We start from the raw sequence: 14,235 nt of genomic DNA, 5'->3' as shown, positions 1-14,235 counted from the left end.
TTATTCTTTATATGGAAGAGTAGGACGGCTACTCTTTTTTATCAAAACTTATGGTTACATGTATAAATGGTTCAGAGGAAGTAGTGGTGGATTCATCCGTTTTATTCGGTGGACCATCTTTTATTGTAACCGATATTTGTTCGTCATTAATCCACTCAACTGTCGGTATAACCCATTTGTACGGTGTTAACGATAAATCATTTGTTTCATTTTGTAGTGGTAATCGTTCCCAATTCATGAGATCAACGACGACAATATTATTTGTTATTTGCGTTTTTACTTCACGAGAGAAAGTCAAAAGTACTTTGGAACCTTTAGGAGAAAGTTGTACATTTTCCCACGTTGCAAGATCAGCTATGAGAAATGCATGGTTTTTTTGATTTTGATTGAGCAATAAATATGAGCAGGCTGATTGGTAACAAGAAAATTCCAGTAAGTACACCGGTTCAGAGAATGTTTCGTCTTCACTATCTACTGAGTCCTTATTTTCCTGGAATAAAGGATAGATGGACATTCGTTCTATTTCTTTATTTCGGTCTTTGGAACCCATTAGATATTGTTGTAAAATTGGCACGGCAGTTAAATTTACTCGAATAACCTCATCTTCTAGGACAAACTCAATAAATTCTTCTAATTCATCATCTTGCTCGGTTTCAACAAGTGTGGGTTTGTCTTCTGTTATATTTCTTGCTTGATCCACTTTTTGTAAAGCTGGTTTGCTATTTGTACAAGCGACAAGAAGCAGCAAAGTAAATATCAAACTTATACGTTTAAACAATTACGATTTCCCCCGTTCATCTATCATTTCTTATACATTATATATCACTTTAAAAGATTTTAGATAAATACACAAATTCATGAGATCGTTCATTGTGCATATTATGATAATATATGAATGATTATCATTGTATTATTTGGTCAGAAATTGAAGTTTTAATTTATATGTTATGCACATTAGTTAAAGTTAAAATTCCAATTAATTAATAAATTTGGTAAACTGGATGATAACTACTACCGGAGAGGAGATGTCAAATAGAAACTTACTCTTAGAGGGAGAAAGATGTAGTTGGAAGGGGTAGACCATTGGTGAAAATTCGCAATGAAATCTCAGTTGAAGAGGCCATACAGGTCGTGATGGATCATCAACAATTAGGTTCGTTAGAAAAAATATCAATAACCGAATGTGATGGTAGAAGATTAGGTACGTCAATTATTGCAACAAATCATATTCCTTCTTTTGATAAATCACCATATGATGGTTTTGCTTTTCGTGCAACTGATACATACAATGCCACAAAACATAATCCAGTTGAATTTGAGGTTATAGATCATATTGGTGCTGGAGATATACCAAATAAGCAACTGAAGAAAAATGAAGCGATTCGAATTATGACGGGGGCGGAAATTCCTGACGGGGCGAACTGTGTTGCCATGTTTGAGGTGTGTCATACGTATATACGTAACGATAGAGAATATGTTCAAATAACAAGACCTTTAAAAAATGGTGAAAATATTATAAAAGAAGGCTCAGAAGTAAAAAAAGGTGAGGTTTTAGTAAAGAAAGGTACCGTGATTAATCCGGGTGTGCAAGCGCTCTTGGCAACTTTTGGTTATCAACAAGTAAAGGTAACGAAAAAACCAGTCGTTGGTTTATTTGCAACTGGTACGGAATTATTAGAGGTTCATGAACCGTTAGAAAGAGGTAAAATTCGTAATTCAAATGCGTACATGATAGCTGCCCAAATTAATCGTGCTGGAGGGGAATGCATTTATTATGGACAACTGCCTGATAATGTAGAATTAAGTTATAATAAAATAAAGAAAATACTCCGTGATGTTGATTTATTCGTTACAACTGGTGGTGTGTCAGTTGGTGATTTTGACTTCATGCCAGTCATTTATGAGCGATTACATGCACATGTTTTATTCAATAAAGTAGCAATGCGTCCCGGAAGTGTCACGACCGTGGCCATGAAAGATGGTAAATTATTATTTGGATTGTCAGGCAATCCATCTGCATGTTATGTAGGATTTGAATTATTTGTCCGACCGATAATACATTCATTTTTACATAGCCCAACACCTTATCTCACTCGTATAAAAGCTATTATGCGTGAAGATTTTATAAAAAATAACCCCGTGACAAGATTTGTCCGAAGTTATCTAACTTATGAAAAAGAAAAAGTTTTCGTTGTACCTGCGGGAATGGATAAATCGAATGTTGTATCATCGTTAGCACATACGGATTGTTTCATGATTCTTCCAGCTGGAACGAGTAACTTGTTAGCTGGTGAAACAGTTGATGTACTGTTGTTGGAAAATAAAGAAGGGCAATTAAGTTTTGATTAAAAAGAGGGAGTGGATTCGTTGACTGAGCAAATTACACCAATTAAGGATCACTTTGGCCGCTTGTTGAAGGACTTGCGTATTTCTGTTATAGATAAATGTAATCTAAGATGCACATATTGTATGCCTAAGGAGATCTTTGGTAATGATTACCCTTTTTTAAAAGGGGAAGCGTTACTCGGGTTTGATGAAATCGAACGAGTAGTACGCCAGTTTGCATTGTTAGGGATAGAAAAGGTCAGGATTACCGGTGGGGAGCCATTATTAAGAAAAAACCTGCCTGATTTAATAAAAAGACTTTATCAAATTACTGGAATCAAAGATATCGCGCTAACAACAAATGGTATCTTATTACCAAAACAGGCCCAACTTTTAAAGGATGCCGGTTTGGAAAGAGTTAACATTAGTTTAGATGGCATAGAAGATGAAGTTTTTAAAGCTATAAATGGTCGGGGTGTTGGTACTTTACCGGTATTAAAGGGGATTGAGGCTGCGAAGAAAGCTGGTCTTACTATTAAGATAAATATGGTAGTAAAAAAGGGAATGAATGAAAATCAAATACTACCTATGGCTAGATTTTTTAAAGATAAAAATATTATTTTAAGATTTATTGAATTTATGGATGTAGGAAATCATAATGGTTGGGATATGAAACATGTCATTTCAAAACAAGATATTATACAGCTCATTGATAAAGAAATGCCGCTTGAGTCTATCGATCAAAACTACTATGGTGAGGTAGCTTCACGATATCGTTATCAAGATGGAATCGGTGAGATTGGAGTGATTTCATCCGTTACAGATTCTTTCTGTAGTTCGTGTACGAGAATGAGAATATCAGCTGATGGTATATTATATACATGTTTATTTGCAACTGGAGGATATGAGATTAAAAATAAATTAAGAAGTGGCTTAACTGATGAACAATTGAAAACAGAACTTATCCAATTATGGCGTACGCGGAAAGATCGTTATTCAGATTTAAGACTTAAGAAGACAAAAAGTGAAAACCGGAAGAAGATTGAAATGTCTTATATTGGTGGATAATTTTAACGGTTAGTCAGGAGCGGTGAATAATGAAGACCTTTAAATTAAAATCACTCGTTGTGAAGCAGGCAATTGATGAAGAATTAGTATATGATAAAATACAGCTCATGGATGGACTTATTATTAATCGAGAAGATGAAAAAAACCGATGGGTAATTGAAGCGTTTATTGATAAAAAATATCGTGATTTATTTGAACGGTTACAACGGGAACGTGAGGAAATTATGCTGGAAGCTAAGATTACGAAAGATACAAACGAACCAGCAACATTTATTACAGAAATTAATAGTATTAATGATATAGGTAACCATATAAACATTATCTTTATTGGTACAATTATAGATGTAAGGAAGAGTAAGATTGAGGCATTACTTAGCCAGTTAATTGATGAAGGGTACCAAGGGGAAGTGTTATTGAATAAATTTAAAGAACTTATTTAATATATTTAGCTATCAACGGTTAAAGAGTTGATAGTTTTCTTTTTTGTAAATAAGCATGTAAAATTGTAATTTTCGTTAAAGATATTTCTAATACGTGAAATTATAAAAAATGAGGTAATTGAATCCACGTACTGTTATAATATGATTAGTTTTATGTTTTAATTTATCGTAGGATAACAAGCTGTAAAGTCTCCAATTCAAGCCGGTTTAAAGAATGATAAGAGGGGATAACAGCCAGTAAGCTCGACTTGTTCCATTAACAATCAGTGGGAGAAATGTGAAATTCCCCACTGTATAGAGGTTTCACATTTTATAGTTGATATATATTATATAGGGAGTTTTACTATGTTTCGATCAAATAATAAAATACTTTTATGGTTAAATAAATTGTCCCCAGTTCAAATGATTTTGTTCTTCTATTTTATTGCAGTTATTTTCTCAACTGTATTGTTATCTTTACCTATTGCATATCAGGATGGCGTGGAAATTGCATTTATTGATGTACTATTTGTAGCAGTTAGTGCCTTAAGTGTTACCGGTCTAACGCCAGTGTCAATTGTGGATACATTTAGTACAACGGGATATATGTTTATTGTATTCATTTTACAATTAGGTGCTGTTGGTATCATGGCAATTGGTACCTTTATTTGGATTATGCTAGGTAAAAAAATTGGCTTAAGAGAACGTAGATTAATTATGACAGATCAAAACCAACTTAAATTTGAAGGTATGGTAAGACTTGTAAAAGAAATGATATATGTACTGTTTGCCATTGAGTTAATAAGTACCATTTTATTATCTATCTATTACTTACAATACTATCCACTCAAAAAAGCGATGCTACATGGGGTTTTTAGCATGATTAGCGCCATTTCTAATGGGGGATTTGATATTACAGGAGAATCCATGCTTCCCTTTAAAAATGATTACTTTTTACAATTTATCGTGATGATTTTAATTATTATTGGAGCGATTGGGTTTCCAGTATTAATCGAAGTAAAGGAATTTTTGTTTAGCAAAAGTAGAAACTTTTTCCGCTTTAGTTTATTTACAAAGCTAACTACTGTGACGTTTTTAATCTTAATTATTGTTGGGGCAATCGGAATTTATATTTTAGATGCGAATGCATTTTTTGCTGGTAAATCATGGCATGAAGTTATTTTTTATGCTTTATTTCAGTCTGTTACAACCAGAAGTGCGGGTTTAATGACAGTGGATGTCAGTCAATTCACCGAACAAAATCAACTATTTATGTCGTTTCTAATGTTTATTGGTGCCTCTCCTAGTAGTGCTGGTGGTGGTATTCGTACAACGACATTTGCACTTGTTATTATTTTTATCGTCACGTATGCACGAGGCGGAACAAGTGTTCGTTTGTTTAATCGGGAAGCACATGAAGAAGATTTAATAAAGGCTGTAGTTGTCACGTTATTAGCTATTGCAATCGTTTATCTATCATTAATTATTATTTTAGCAATTGAACCATTTTCAGTAACAAAAATACTGTTTGAAGTAACGTCAGCCTTTGGAACAGTCGGTTTAAGTTTAGGGATAACAGCAAAATTATCAATGACAAGCAAAATCATCCTGATGGTCCTCATGTTCATCGGAAGAGTTGGGGTAATTACTGTACTATTTATGTTTAAAAAGAAAAGAAACGTTGGAAATTACCATTATCCAAAAGAAAGAATTAGTATCGGTTAATGTAGGTTGTATGCATACTTATTTACTATCATGACGAGTTTTTAATCTTAAACGTCAGGTCGATGATAAAATTTGGGGGATTTTCATTTTACTATACTTGTGAATGAGCAAGAGATGTATGTATCACTTAGCATGGGAATTAGCGTGTATCCACTCAAAGGGAAACTTATCACTTTTATAGGAACCGAATCAAAAATGGATTAGATTCAAGTTTTTTTATAAATCACTACAATCAAATCAAATAGAAAAGTATGTTCGAAACGTAGAAAGTCTATAATTTTCTTTATTTACTTTACAAGTATTGGTATAATAAAATTATATTGTCTTCATAACATACATAAAAAGGAGTAAGTTTCCCCTAGGAGGTGTACATCAGATTATGTTTGAAATACTGTTTGGAGTTGTTTGTTTTGGCTTACTCGCAATGAATATAGGCCTATGTGTATTTGATAATGAAAAATAGTACAAGAGCGTAAGCGCGCCTATACTATAACGTATTGACTAACTTGCCAAATCCTGTAACAATGCCAAACTAACCTATATATTTTATGAGGCCATGTTTGCTAGTTGTCAGGTGCTGGCTAGGCTAATGCAGTAAATTATATTATAATAGCCTGACAATACCTACTTCTTACTTTACTTATATAGAAAAGAGGCCGGGACAGAAGGGTCTGACCCCCTCGTTACTACTATTATAACTAGTAAAAACTCATTATTTTTATACTATGTAGTAGTTAAGGGATCTGACACTTTGTTTTTTTCCTAGCCTCTGTTTTTTTATCTTGTTAAGGACCATTCACTAAACGGATAAATGATCAATTCGGAACGACCAATAATATCCTCTTCATCAATAAAACCTAAACCATTTCTGCTATCCTTACTTATTGCACGATTATCTCCAATTACAAAATAACTATCAGTCGGTATTTGAATAGGCCCAAAATTACCCGTGTAATTGATTGCCTCATTTGATATAAATGTTTGTTTATATTCATCACCATTTATGTATAAGACATGATCTTGTATTTCAATTGTTTCGCCAGGTAGACCGATGACGCGTTTTACGTAATTTTTATGTGGCCTTTGTATAATCACAATATCACCACGTTTTGGCTCTCCAATCATGTAAACAAATTTATTAAAAACGACACGTTCTCCATCTTTTAATGTTGGAAACATACTATCGCCGTCAACAATAGAAGTCGCAAAAATAAAGTTTCTTACAATAAGGGCAATAATAATTGCAATGAGTATTGCTTTCAACCATTCTAACCATTCATTTTTCTGTTTCTGTTTTGTCAATGGGGACATTCCTTTCGTTAACTTGCTTATGACGTTTATTATTACCCCAATTGAGGGTATAACGTACTAAAGATATTAATATCATAACATAGCTTCAATCATGTTATGAATAAAATCTCTTAAATTTATGCTAAAGAAAGTATATACAAGATTAATTATCATGAATACAGTATGGACATGCTATCATGCTATGATGGAATTGGTAGACTAATGTGTTTATTACAAAGTTACATGCAATCCACTAGCTTGTTTTATTTTATATTATTCATGTTGTAAAGATAAATATACGTTGTAAGATGATATATGTTAATAGCATGAATAACGGTACATAAGGAGAATAAATATGGCATCTACAAATAAATTACTTATGCAAATAGAGGATACAAGAAAAAGGATGACAGCAATTGCGATAGAAAAAGGGTTGACAAATCCTGAGTCACTTAAATTAAGCGAGGAATTAGATTATTTGCTAAATAAATTTGAACAATTAAAAGGAAAGTAAACAAATAGAAAAGAAAATGTAGCTTGGTAACAGAATTACTAAATTGTTCACATAATTTAGATTTAAACATACTATTTTAGGGTATAATATAAATAGGAGAGGAGTGAAGGAAGTGAGTATTCGAAATATGAGTTTTGATGAGTTAGTGGATCACTATAAACAAGAATTATTACAAGATGAAGAGAAAATAGAGCAGCTTGAAATTCGAATGGAAAAAAGACTATCCTCCATTGCACCTGACGAAATGGAAGGTAGGTATACACAATAAATAAAAGATTAAAGTTCATATACAGAACCAGGGACATGAATCATGAATATCCCTGGTTCTTTCTGTTTGCTATACTTGTTGGTGGCAATTGGATTAGTATAACGGCGCCAATGATCGAAGCCATTCCAACTGTTTGTAGTAGGGAGAAAGGATCATGAAAAATAAATATGCCAATTAATGTTGCAACCACTGGTTCAATCGTTGTTAAAATGGAGGCCTTTGATGCTTCAGCTTGATGGAGTCCATACGTATATAATATATAAGCAAATGCAGTTGGAAGTAGTCCAAGGCCTATACTATAAAATAAGACAGCAGGTTCTATTAGAAGATGAAGTTTTTCTTTAAAAGGAAAAAAAGGTAATAACGTAATTGCGGCTACGACAAATGTGTATGTTGTAATTGTTAAACTCGTATACTTTTTTAAAGTAAATTTACTAATAATGCTATAGAGTGCATATCCAAAGCCGGAGCCAATTCCATATATTAAACTTGTATATTGGATAGTATGTAACTGGATTGGTATAAGACCAACAACGAAACAAACACCAATAAATGTAAAAAACAGCGCAATCAACTTGTATCGATTCATTTTTTCTCTGAAAAAGAAGACAGACATAATTGTTACAAAGGCTGGTCCTGTATATAATAGCGCTGTCGCAAATGGAATAGAAGCTAGTTCAATTGTTGTAAACATGCAGAAGTTAAAAAATATAATACTAAAAATACCTGTCCCAATAAAGTAGCGGATATCAAAAATATGCTTTAACTTTAATGTTTCTCGTGCGGCAACAAGCATATAACCTAGTAAAATAAATGCAGCAGAAAATGCCCGCAAACTAACTACTTCCATTGGTGTAAATCCGAAATGATATAAATTTTTAACAAACCAGCCAATTGTTCCCCAAAGAGCAGCGCCTATAATAATAAACAGATATGCCCGCTTAATCAAAGCAATCACACACTCCCATCATGTATAAAATGATAACCTTTCGTTTAAAATGTTTAAAAGGTATATTAAAAGGGGGATTCATATGAGTCTTTTTCATATGTTCATCGTTCAAACGAATGAGTCGATTTTTTCGTTCTTACATATTTTTGGCCTCTCAGATGACATGATTTTTATCATGATTATGTTCATAAGTATATTCGTCTGTTATGTTGTTATAAGACCATTTGTATCACTCGTCATCACAATGAAGTCGAAAGCCTTATTAAATTATATGATGACTAGTTTACTATATATGGTTATTTTTTTAAGTGCAGTTTTTTTTATTGATCACATACAACCGTACTTTTTTAAATTATTAAAGCTTTCTTTCCAAGCATTAGCCATTTTAGGCTGCCTATTGCTATTTTTCCGTATGTATAAACAACTAATGAGGAGATTAAAGCCAGATTCATAGAAAGAGCTTATTTTCCGCTTATATTATGTTCCTATCAGTCTCTCGTGTAACTCATTCACATTTCTCTATTCAAAGTAGCTGTGATTTGTGTGAAATGATGTGTTCATATATTACGGGGTTTATATATTAGCTTTCAGGAACTACATGTGTACGATTACTTACGAAGTAGAATAACTTCAGTAATTTTTCATGAACAACCTTCCTCGTATATAAATAGCCTGTGAAAATAAAGAATTGCACATGGCAATTCATGTGCAACATTTAAATTAAATTATCTGCGAATGGCGCGGTTAGTTGGCGGCCATTCCATTTTACCTAAAGAAGATGGCGTAAAGTAGGAAGAATAACGCGTTTTTCGTGTAGATGATTTTCTCTCTTCTTCTTTCCAATCTATGTATTCATAGATTACTTTTTTCGCTACTGATAAAGACATCTTCGTTTGAGGATTGCGATATTTATGATCTAATTTACCTAGATGTTTCAGGTCTTTGAAGTCTTCTTTTGTAGGGGGAATGTGAAAAAAATAATTGCCTACTTCAACTAATAATGTTGAATGTTGATTACTAAACTTTGGGTTGTCCGAAAAATGTAATCCGATTCTCTTTGCCCTTTTTTCTTGTAACAACTTTTGTATTGCTTCTCTTTTTATCGTGTACAAATGCTGTGGCTCGGGTGCAGTTTTAGCATGCCGATTTACTGTAAAGATAGCTTTTGCTAGGTCCTGAACGGAAGTTTCCTGGTTCATGCTGCGACCTCCTCTCTTAATATATTTTTATATAGGAATATAATGAAATTACTATTTGCAAGTGTGTATTGTATCAAGTAAAATCATTTTTCTACTACTCTAATCGTATATCAAAGCCTGTACACGCGCAAGTGACACAACGTATTGGCTTACTTCTTTTTAAAGATAGCAAAGGAAAAGAATTTAGAAAGCGGATGCTAATGTATAAACATGAATTTCTGGTTTGCATAAGAAACGGTAAGGAAGTCTTGTCGTTCCGATACCTTTATTCACATAAAGTATAAAATTCTCTTTGTTTAATTCATATTTTCCTTGAATATATTGTTGTGCGTATGCTGGTGTATAGAGATGACCGACAATTGGGAATCTGACTTGTCCACCATGACTATGCCCAGAGAGCTGAACATCAATTGGGTAGTTCTTAGCTATATTTGCAAAATCTGGTTCATGTGCCAAAAGAACCGTAAATAAATCGGGATTGGTATGTTGTAATGCTTTTTGCAAGTCAGGACTTCCTAAGATAACATCGTCTACACCTGCAATAAGTATTCGGTCAAAATCTTTTTCAATAACAGCATGTTCGTTTACAAGTAATCTGAAACCAGCTTGTTTCATTACATTTTTTAAAATATCCGTTCCATAACCGCCATGGTCATGATTACCATAAATTGAAAATTTACCATAAGGTGCCTTTATTCTAGCTAAAATAGAAGTAATGTCATCGTTCCAATTATATGTATCGGGTCTATCAACAAAGTCACCTGTGAAAACGACGATATCAGGTGATTGATTATTTATCGTTTGAACAAGTTCTTGAAATTGCTCTAATGTATAATGAAAACCAATATGTGTATCAGAGAATTGAATAATTTTCATTCCGTGATACGATTTTGGAATCTTTGTAGAGCGAATCGTTTCGTTATTTATTTGAAGTAACCTTGGTTCGATATTACGAGCGTAATGATACGTTCCTCCACTCACTCCTAATAATGTAAGAAAACCTCCGATTAATCGCTTCATAAAAGTTCTCCTGTCCATTCACATATTATCCTTCCTACTACGCTACGGTTCTTAAATTATAGCACGGAAAACATTGCAAATAAAAATAAATGATAAGAATAAGCGTAAATTCCTTTGACTTTATATGCTATCAACAATACGATGTTTTTATAATGTGTATGATACAAGGGGGAAGAACATGATGAAACAAAAGACAGTTATTGTGACAGGAAGCTCAAGTGGGATGGGTAAATATATGGCAAGAAAGTTTGCACAAGAAGGGGCAAATGTTGTCATAACAGGGAGAAATGAAGAGAAGCTTACACGAGCGAAAAAAGAAATGGAAGAAAGTGCAACTGGTAGAATATTAATGGTTCCAATGGATGTGAGAAAGACGGAGGATGTAGAACGTTTAGTATCGGAAACGGTGGATACTTTTGGCTCGATTGATTATTTAGTAAACAATGCTGCTGGAAATTTTATTTGTGCAGCAGAAGATTTATCATATAACGGTTGGAATTCTGTCATCGATATAGTTTTAAATGGTACGTTTTACTGTTCACAAGCTGTAGGTAAATATTGGATAAAAAACAATATTAAAGGTGCAATTTTAAATATGGTTGCAACGTATTCCTGGAATGCAGGTGCTGGTGTCATTCATTCTTCTGCGGCAAAGGCAGGAGTTCTCAATATGACAAGAACTCTAGCGGTTGAGTGGGGTACAAAGTACGGTATAAGGGTGAATGCAATTGCTCCTGGCCCGATTGAACGTACAGGCGGTGCGGAAGTGTTATTTTTGTCGGAAGAAATGGCCCAGAGGACTGTTGATTCCGTTCCATTAAAGCGTCTTGGGAAGCCGGAAGAAATAGCACAATTAGCATATTTTATGTTTTCGGATCATGCAACATATATGAATGGAGAAGTCGTAACGTTAGATGGAGGACAATGGTTAAATAAGTTTCCTTTTTAATGTTAAGTATTTCTTTTTTGCTTATGGATGAACTATGGTAAACTGAATATGGGTGTATTTTAACCTTTTAAAGGAGTCTCTAAAGGGGGCGTTAGTCATGAACATGATACATCAGGCTATCATGAATATTAATGTAGGGGATTTAATGATACCTGCTGAGAAAGTAGCCCATGTACAAATTAGTAATCCATTAGAACATGCATTGCTCGTACTTGTAAAATCAGGATATTCAGCAGTTCCAGTTTTAGATTCGTCATATAAACTAAAAGGAATTATTGGTAAATCAATCATTATCAATCAAACACTTGGATTAGAACGATTTGAATTCGAAAAGTTATCTGAGATGAAGGTACAAGAAGTAATGGATGAGGATATTCCAACTTTATCAAAAGAAGTTTCATTTATAGAAGGATTAAAAGCTGTCATTAACACACCATTTGTTTGTGTTACAGATCAAGAAGGTTACTTTGATGGCATATTAACAAGAAGAGCAATTTTGAAATTTGTAAGAGATGATTTTTATTCAATTGAAAATAAATGAATTGATATCACAGGTAACACGACTTTTACTAAAAATAGACCCTGCAATTTTAAATTGAAAATTGCAGGGTCTATTTTTTATATCCTATTTTAATACAATATGTATATGGAAAAGGAATCGGGTGACAATAAACGTGAATTGCAAGTTTAAAGGAGTGAGATAAATTGGCTAGAATTGGTGTAGAACCTACATTAACTGCTGTGAAAGAAGAACTGCAAGCTATGGGACATGAAGTAATCGATTTGCATTCTGAAGCGGATTCTGCAAATTGTGATTGCTGTATTATTACTGGACAAGACAAGGACATAATGGGAATACAAGATGCAATTATTGCTGGACCTGTTATTAATGCAGAGGGTCAAACCGCAGAAGAAGTAGTCCAAAAAGTACATGAAAAGTTAAGTTGATTCTCACAAGGGCCAAAAAGGGCCCTTTTTTAAATGGCTTCTTGTATCTACTAACTTTAACCTATCAAATACATTTATATTTTACAGTGATATGTTTAAAGAAATAGCATATGGGAAATAATGTTATAACGATTAGTAATTGTGTCAAATTATTATCATTTTCGATTAAGTTAGATAATTATTTTGACTTCAACTTTGATCTTACCTATAATGCAAGGTGGTAGACCAATTACATATTTGGAGGGATTTTACTTATGGCAGAAAGAATGGTTGGTAAACAAGCGCCGCATTTTGAAATGGATGCCGTCATGCCAAATAAAGAATTTGGTAAAGTTAGTCTTAAACAGAATATGAAAGATGAAAAATGGACAGTACTTTTCTTCTACCCAATGGATTTTACTTTTGTATGTCCGACAGAAATTACAGCAATGTCAGACAGGTATGATGAATTTGAGGATTTAGATGCAGAGGTAATTGGTGTATCAACAGATACTATTCATACGCATAAAGCGTGGATAAACACATCGAGAGAAGACAATGGATTAGGTGAATTAGCCTACCCGCTTGCAGCTGATACCAATCACGTTGTATCGAGAGAATATGGTGTTTTAATTGAAGAAGAGGGAATATCATTAAGAGGGCTATTTATTATTAATCCAGAAGGTGAATTACAATATCAAACTGTATTTCATAATAATATAGGTAGAGATGTAGATGAAACATTACGTGTCCTACAAGCACTGCAAACTGGTGGGCTTTGTCCGGCAAATTGGAGGCCAGGACAAACGACTTTAGAAGTATAATAGTTTAAGGATTTGTGAGCAATCTAATCATTTCGTTTAAGTTCTTCGTTCCCACTGTATGTACGTAGCACTGTATATGGAACAGTTTATTCCCTCACTTAAAGCTCTTAGCTTTTTTAATAAATGTGACGGATAGTCCTGTTCTTTGATTTTATGGCATAAAAACGAATGGATATGAAGCATGTTGTTTTTCTTTCGACAATAGGAGGGGACCAACTTGAAATTAAGAGAGCCAATGCCAGAATTGACTGGTGCAACGGTGTGGCTAAATAGTGATCCCATTAATAAAGAAGATCTGCTGCACCATAAACCGACATTGATTCATTATTGGTCTGTGAGTTGTGGTTTATGTAAGGAAGCAATGCCAAATGTGAATGAATTTCGTGATGAGTATAAAGATGAATTAAACGTCATTGCAGTTCATATACCTCGTTCTGAAAAGGATTTAAATATAGATCAGATTAAAGAAGTAGCAAAAGAACATGATATTACACAACCAATCTTTGTTGATAATGATCATAAGTTATCGGATGTATTTGATAATCAGTATGTTCCGGCCTATTATGTCTTTGATAAAGACGGGTTGTTACGTCACTTTCAAGCGGGTGGCGGAGGTATGAAAATGTTAAGGAAAAGAGTAAATCGTGTATTAGGCAAAACAGTTAAATAAAATCATAGCTCTAACCAATTGGTTAGAGCTATTTTTTACTGTTAAATATAGTGTAATAATTGAAAAACAAAAAAGTTTTAAAAATATT

General features: G+C 33.5%; 17 protein-coding genes. 12 read left to right on the top strand and 5 right to left on the bottom strand.

Going from position 1 to position 14,235, the window contains the following annotated elements:
* Positions 1-28 precede the first annotated feature (28 nt).
* Positions 29-778, bottom strand: a complete 750-nt coding sequence (locus ACFFIS_RS12230; protein ID WP_390187792.1) for a hypothetical protein — start codon at positions 776-778, stop codon at positions 29-31.
* 305 nt (positions 779-1,083) lie between these two features.
* Here ACFFIS_RS12230 and ACFFIS_RS12225 point away from each other — a divergent pair, with 305 nt between their 5' ends.
* From ACFFIS_RS12225 to ACFFIS_RS12210, 4 genes are all read left to right on the top strand, one after another.
* Entirely contained in the window at positions 1,084-2,349 is a 1,266-nt protein-coding gene (locus tag ACFFIS_RS12225) for a molybdopterin molybdotransferase MoeA (RefSeq protein WP_390187791.1), read from the top strand.
* An 18-nt stretch (positions 2,350-2,367) separates the two neighbouring features.
* Positions 2,368-3,393: a GTP 3',8-cyclase MoaA gene (moaA, locus tag ACFFIS_RS12220; RefSeq protein ID WP_390187790.1), complete on the top strand. Its 1,026-nt coding sequence runs from the start codon at positions 2,368-2,370 to the stop codon at positions 3,391-3,393.
* Between the two features lie 29 nt (positions 3,394-3,422).
* A complete protein-coding gene (locus tag ACFFIS_RS12215; protein WP_320378803.1) occupies positions 3,423-3,833 on the top strand; it encodes a YwpF family protein in 411 nt (136 codons plus the stop codon).
* A 345-nt stretch (positions 3,834-4,178) separates the two neighbouring features.
* Positions 4,179-5,537, top strand: coding sequence for a TrkH family potassium uptake protein (locus tag ACFFIS_RS12210; RefSeq protein WP_320378804.1), 1,359 nt, complete (start codon positions 4,179-4,181; stop codon positions 5,535-5,537).
* A gap of 777 nt (positions 5,538-6,314) precedes the next feature.
* Here the strand turns inward: ACFFIS_RS12210 and lepB are convergent.
* Positions 6,315-6,848, bottom strand: a complete 534-nt coding sequence (gene lepB / locus ACFFIS_RS12205) for a signal peptidase I (RefSeq protein ID WP_390187789.1) — start codon at positions 6,846-6,848, stop codon at positions 6,315-6,317.
* A 334-nt stretch (positions 6,849-7,182) separates the two neighbouring features.
* Here lepB and ACFFIS_RS12200 point away from each other — a divergent pair, with 334 nt between their 5' ends.
* Both ACFFIS_RS12200 and ACFFIS_RS12195 read left to right on the top strand, forming a co-directional pair.
* Positions 7,183-7,341 (top strand): Spo0E family sporulation regulatory protein-aspartic acid phosphatase, encoded by a 159-nt coding sequence (locus ACFFIS_RS12200; protein ID WP_320378806.1) that lies wholly within the window; start codon positions 7,183-7,185, stop codon positions 7,339-7,341.
* Between the two features lie 112 nt (positions 7,342-7,453).
* Positions 7,454-7,609, top strand: a complete 156-nt coding sequence (locus ACFFIS_RS12195) for an FbpB family small basic protein (RefSeq protein ID WP_390187787.1) — start codon at positions 7,454-7,456, stop codon at positions 7,607-7,609.
* A 40-nt stretch (positions 7,610-7,649) separates the two neighbouring features.
* On the opposite strand, the gene ACFFIS_RS12190 is transcribed toward ACFFIS_RS12195, so the two are convergent.
* Complete coding sequence (locus ACFFIS_RS12190) at positions 7,650-8,558, bottom strand: DMT family transporter (RefSeq protein WP_390187786.1); 909 nt, start codon at positions 8,556-8,558, stop codon at positions 7,650-7,652.
* A gap of 82 nt (positions 8,559-8,640) precedes the next feature.
* Here ACFFIS_RS12190 and ACFFIS_RS12185 point away from each other — a divergent pair, with 82 nt between their 5' ends.
* Entirely contained in the window at positions 8,641-9,012 is a 372-nt protein-coding gene (locus ACFFIS_RS12185; protein ID WP_390187785.1) for a hypothetical protein, read from the top strand.
* Positions 9,013-9,283: 271 nt separating this feature from the next.
* Here the strand turns inward: ACFFIS_RS12185 and ACFFIS_RS12180 are convergent, their stop codons facing one another.
* Both ACFFIS_RS12180 and ACFFIS_RS12175 read right to left on the bottom strand, forming a co-directional pair.
* Positions 9,284-9,757, bottom strand: coding sequence for a YkyB family protein (locus tag ACFFIS_RS12180; RefSeq protein WP_390187784.1), 474 nt, complete (start codon positions 9,755-9,757; stop codon positions 9,284-9,286).
* A gap of 183 nt (positions 9,758-9,940) precedes the next feature.
* Positions 9,941-10,777 carry a metallophosphoesterase gene (locus ACFFIS_RS12175; RefSeq protein ID WP_390187783.1) on the bottom strand — a complete coding sequence of 279 codons (837 nt, stop codon included), beginning with the start codon at positions 10,775-10,777 and terminating at the stop codon, positions 9,941-9,943.
* 181 nt (positions 10,778-10,958) lie between these two features.
* Here ACFFIS_RS12175 and fadH point away from each other — a divergent pair, with 181 nt between their 5' ends.
* The 5 genes from fadH (at position 10,959) to ACFFIS_RS12150 (ending at position 14,147) form a co-directional block, all read left to right on the top strand.
* Positions 10,959-11,726 carry a 2,4-dienoyl-CoA reductase gene (gene fadH / locus ACFFIS_RS12170; RefSeq protein WP_320379776.1) on the top strand — a complete coding sequence of 256 codons (768 nt, stop codon included), beginning with the start codon at positions 10,959-10,961 and terminating at the stop codon, positions 11,724-11,726.
* Between the two features lie 97 nt (positions 11,727-11,823).
* Positions 11,824-12,267: a cyclic-di-AMP-binding protein CbpB gene (gene cbpB, locus ACFFIS_RS12165; protein WP_320378811.1), complete on the top strand. Its 444-nt coding sequence runs from the start codon at positions 11,824-11,826 to the stop codon at positions 12,265-12,267.
* 164 nt (positions 12,268-12,431) lie between these two features.
* On the top strand, positions 12,432-12,674 hold the full coding sequence (locus tag ACFFIS_RS12160) for a YkuS family protein (protein ID WP_320378812.1): 243 nt from the start codon (positions 12,432-12,434) through the stop codon (positions 12,672-12,674).
* Between the two features lie 254 nt (positions 12,675-12,928).
* Positions 12,929-13,477, top strand: coding sequence for a peroxiredoxin (locus ACFFIS_RS12155; protein WP_320378813.1), 549 nt, complete (start codon positions 12,929-12,931; stop codon positions 13,475-13,477).
* A gap of 217 nt (positions 13,478-13,694) precedes the next feature.
* Positions 13,695-14,147: a TlpA family protein disulfide reductase gene (locus ACFFIS_RS12150; RefSeq protein WP_320378814.1), complete on the top strand. Its 453-nt coding sequence runs from the start codon at positions 13,695-13,697 to the stop codon at positions 14,145-14,147.
* Positions 14,148-14,235 lie beyond the last annotated feature (88 nt).

Source organism: Paracerasibacillus soli (assembly GCF_042432965.1).
GTDB lineage: Bacteria > Bacillota > Bacilli > Bacillales > Amphibacillaceae > Paracerasibacillus > Paracerasibacillus soli.
The sequence above is the reverse complement of the archived record's forward strand: the minus strand, read 5'-3'. Positions and strand labels throughout refer to the sequence as shown.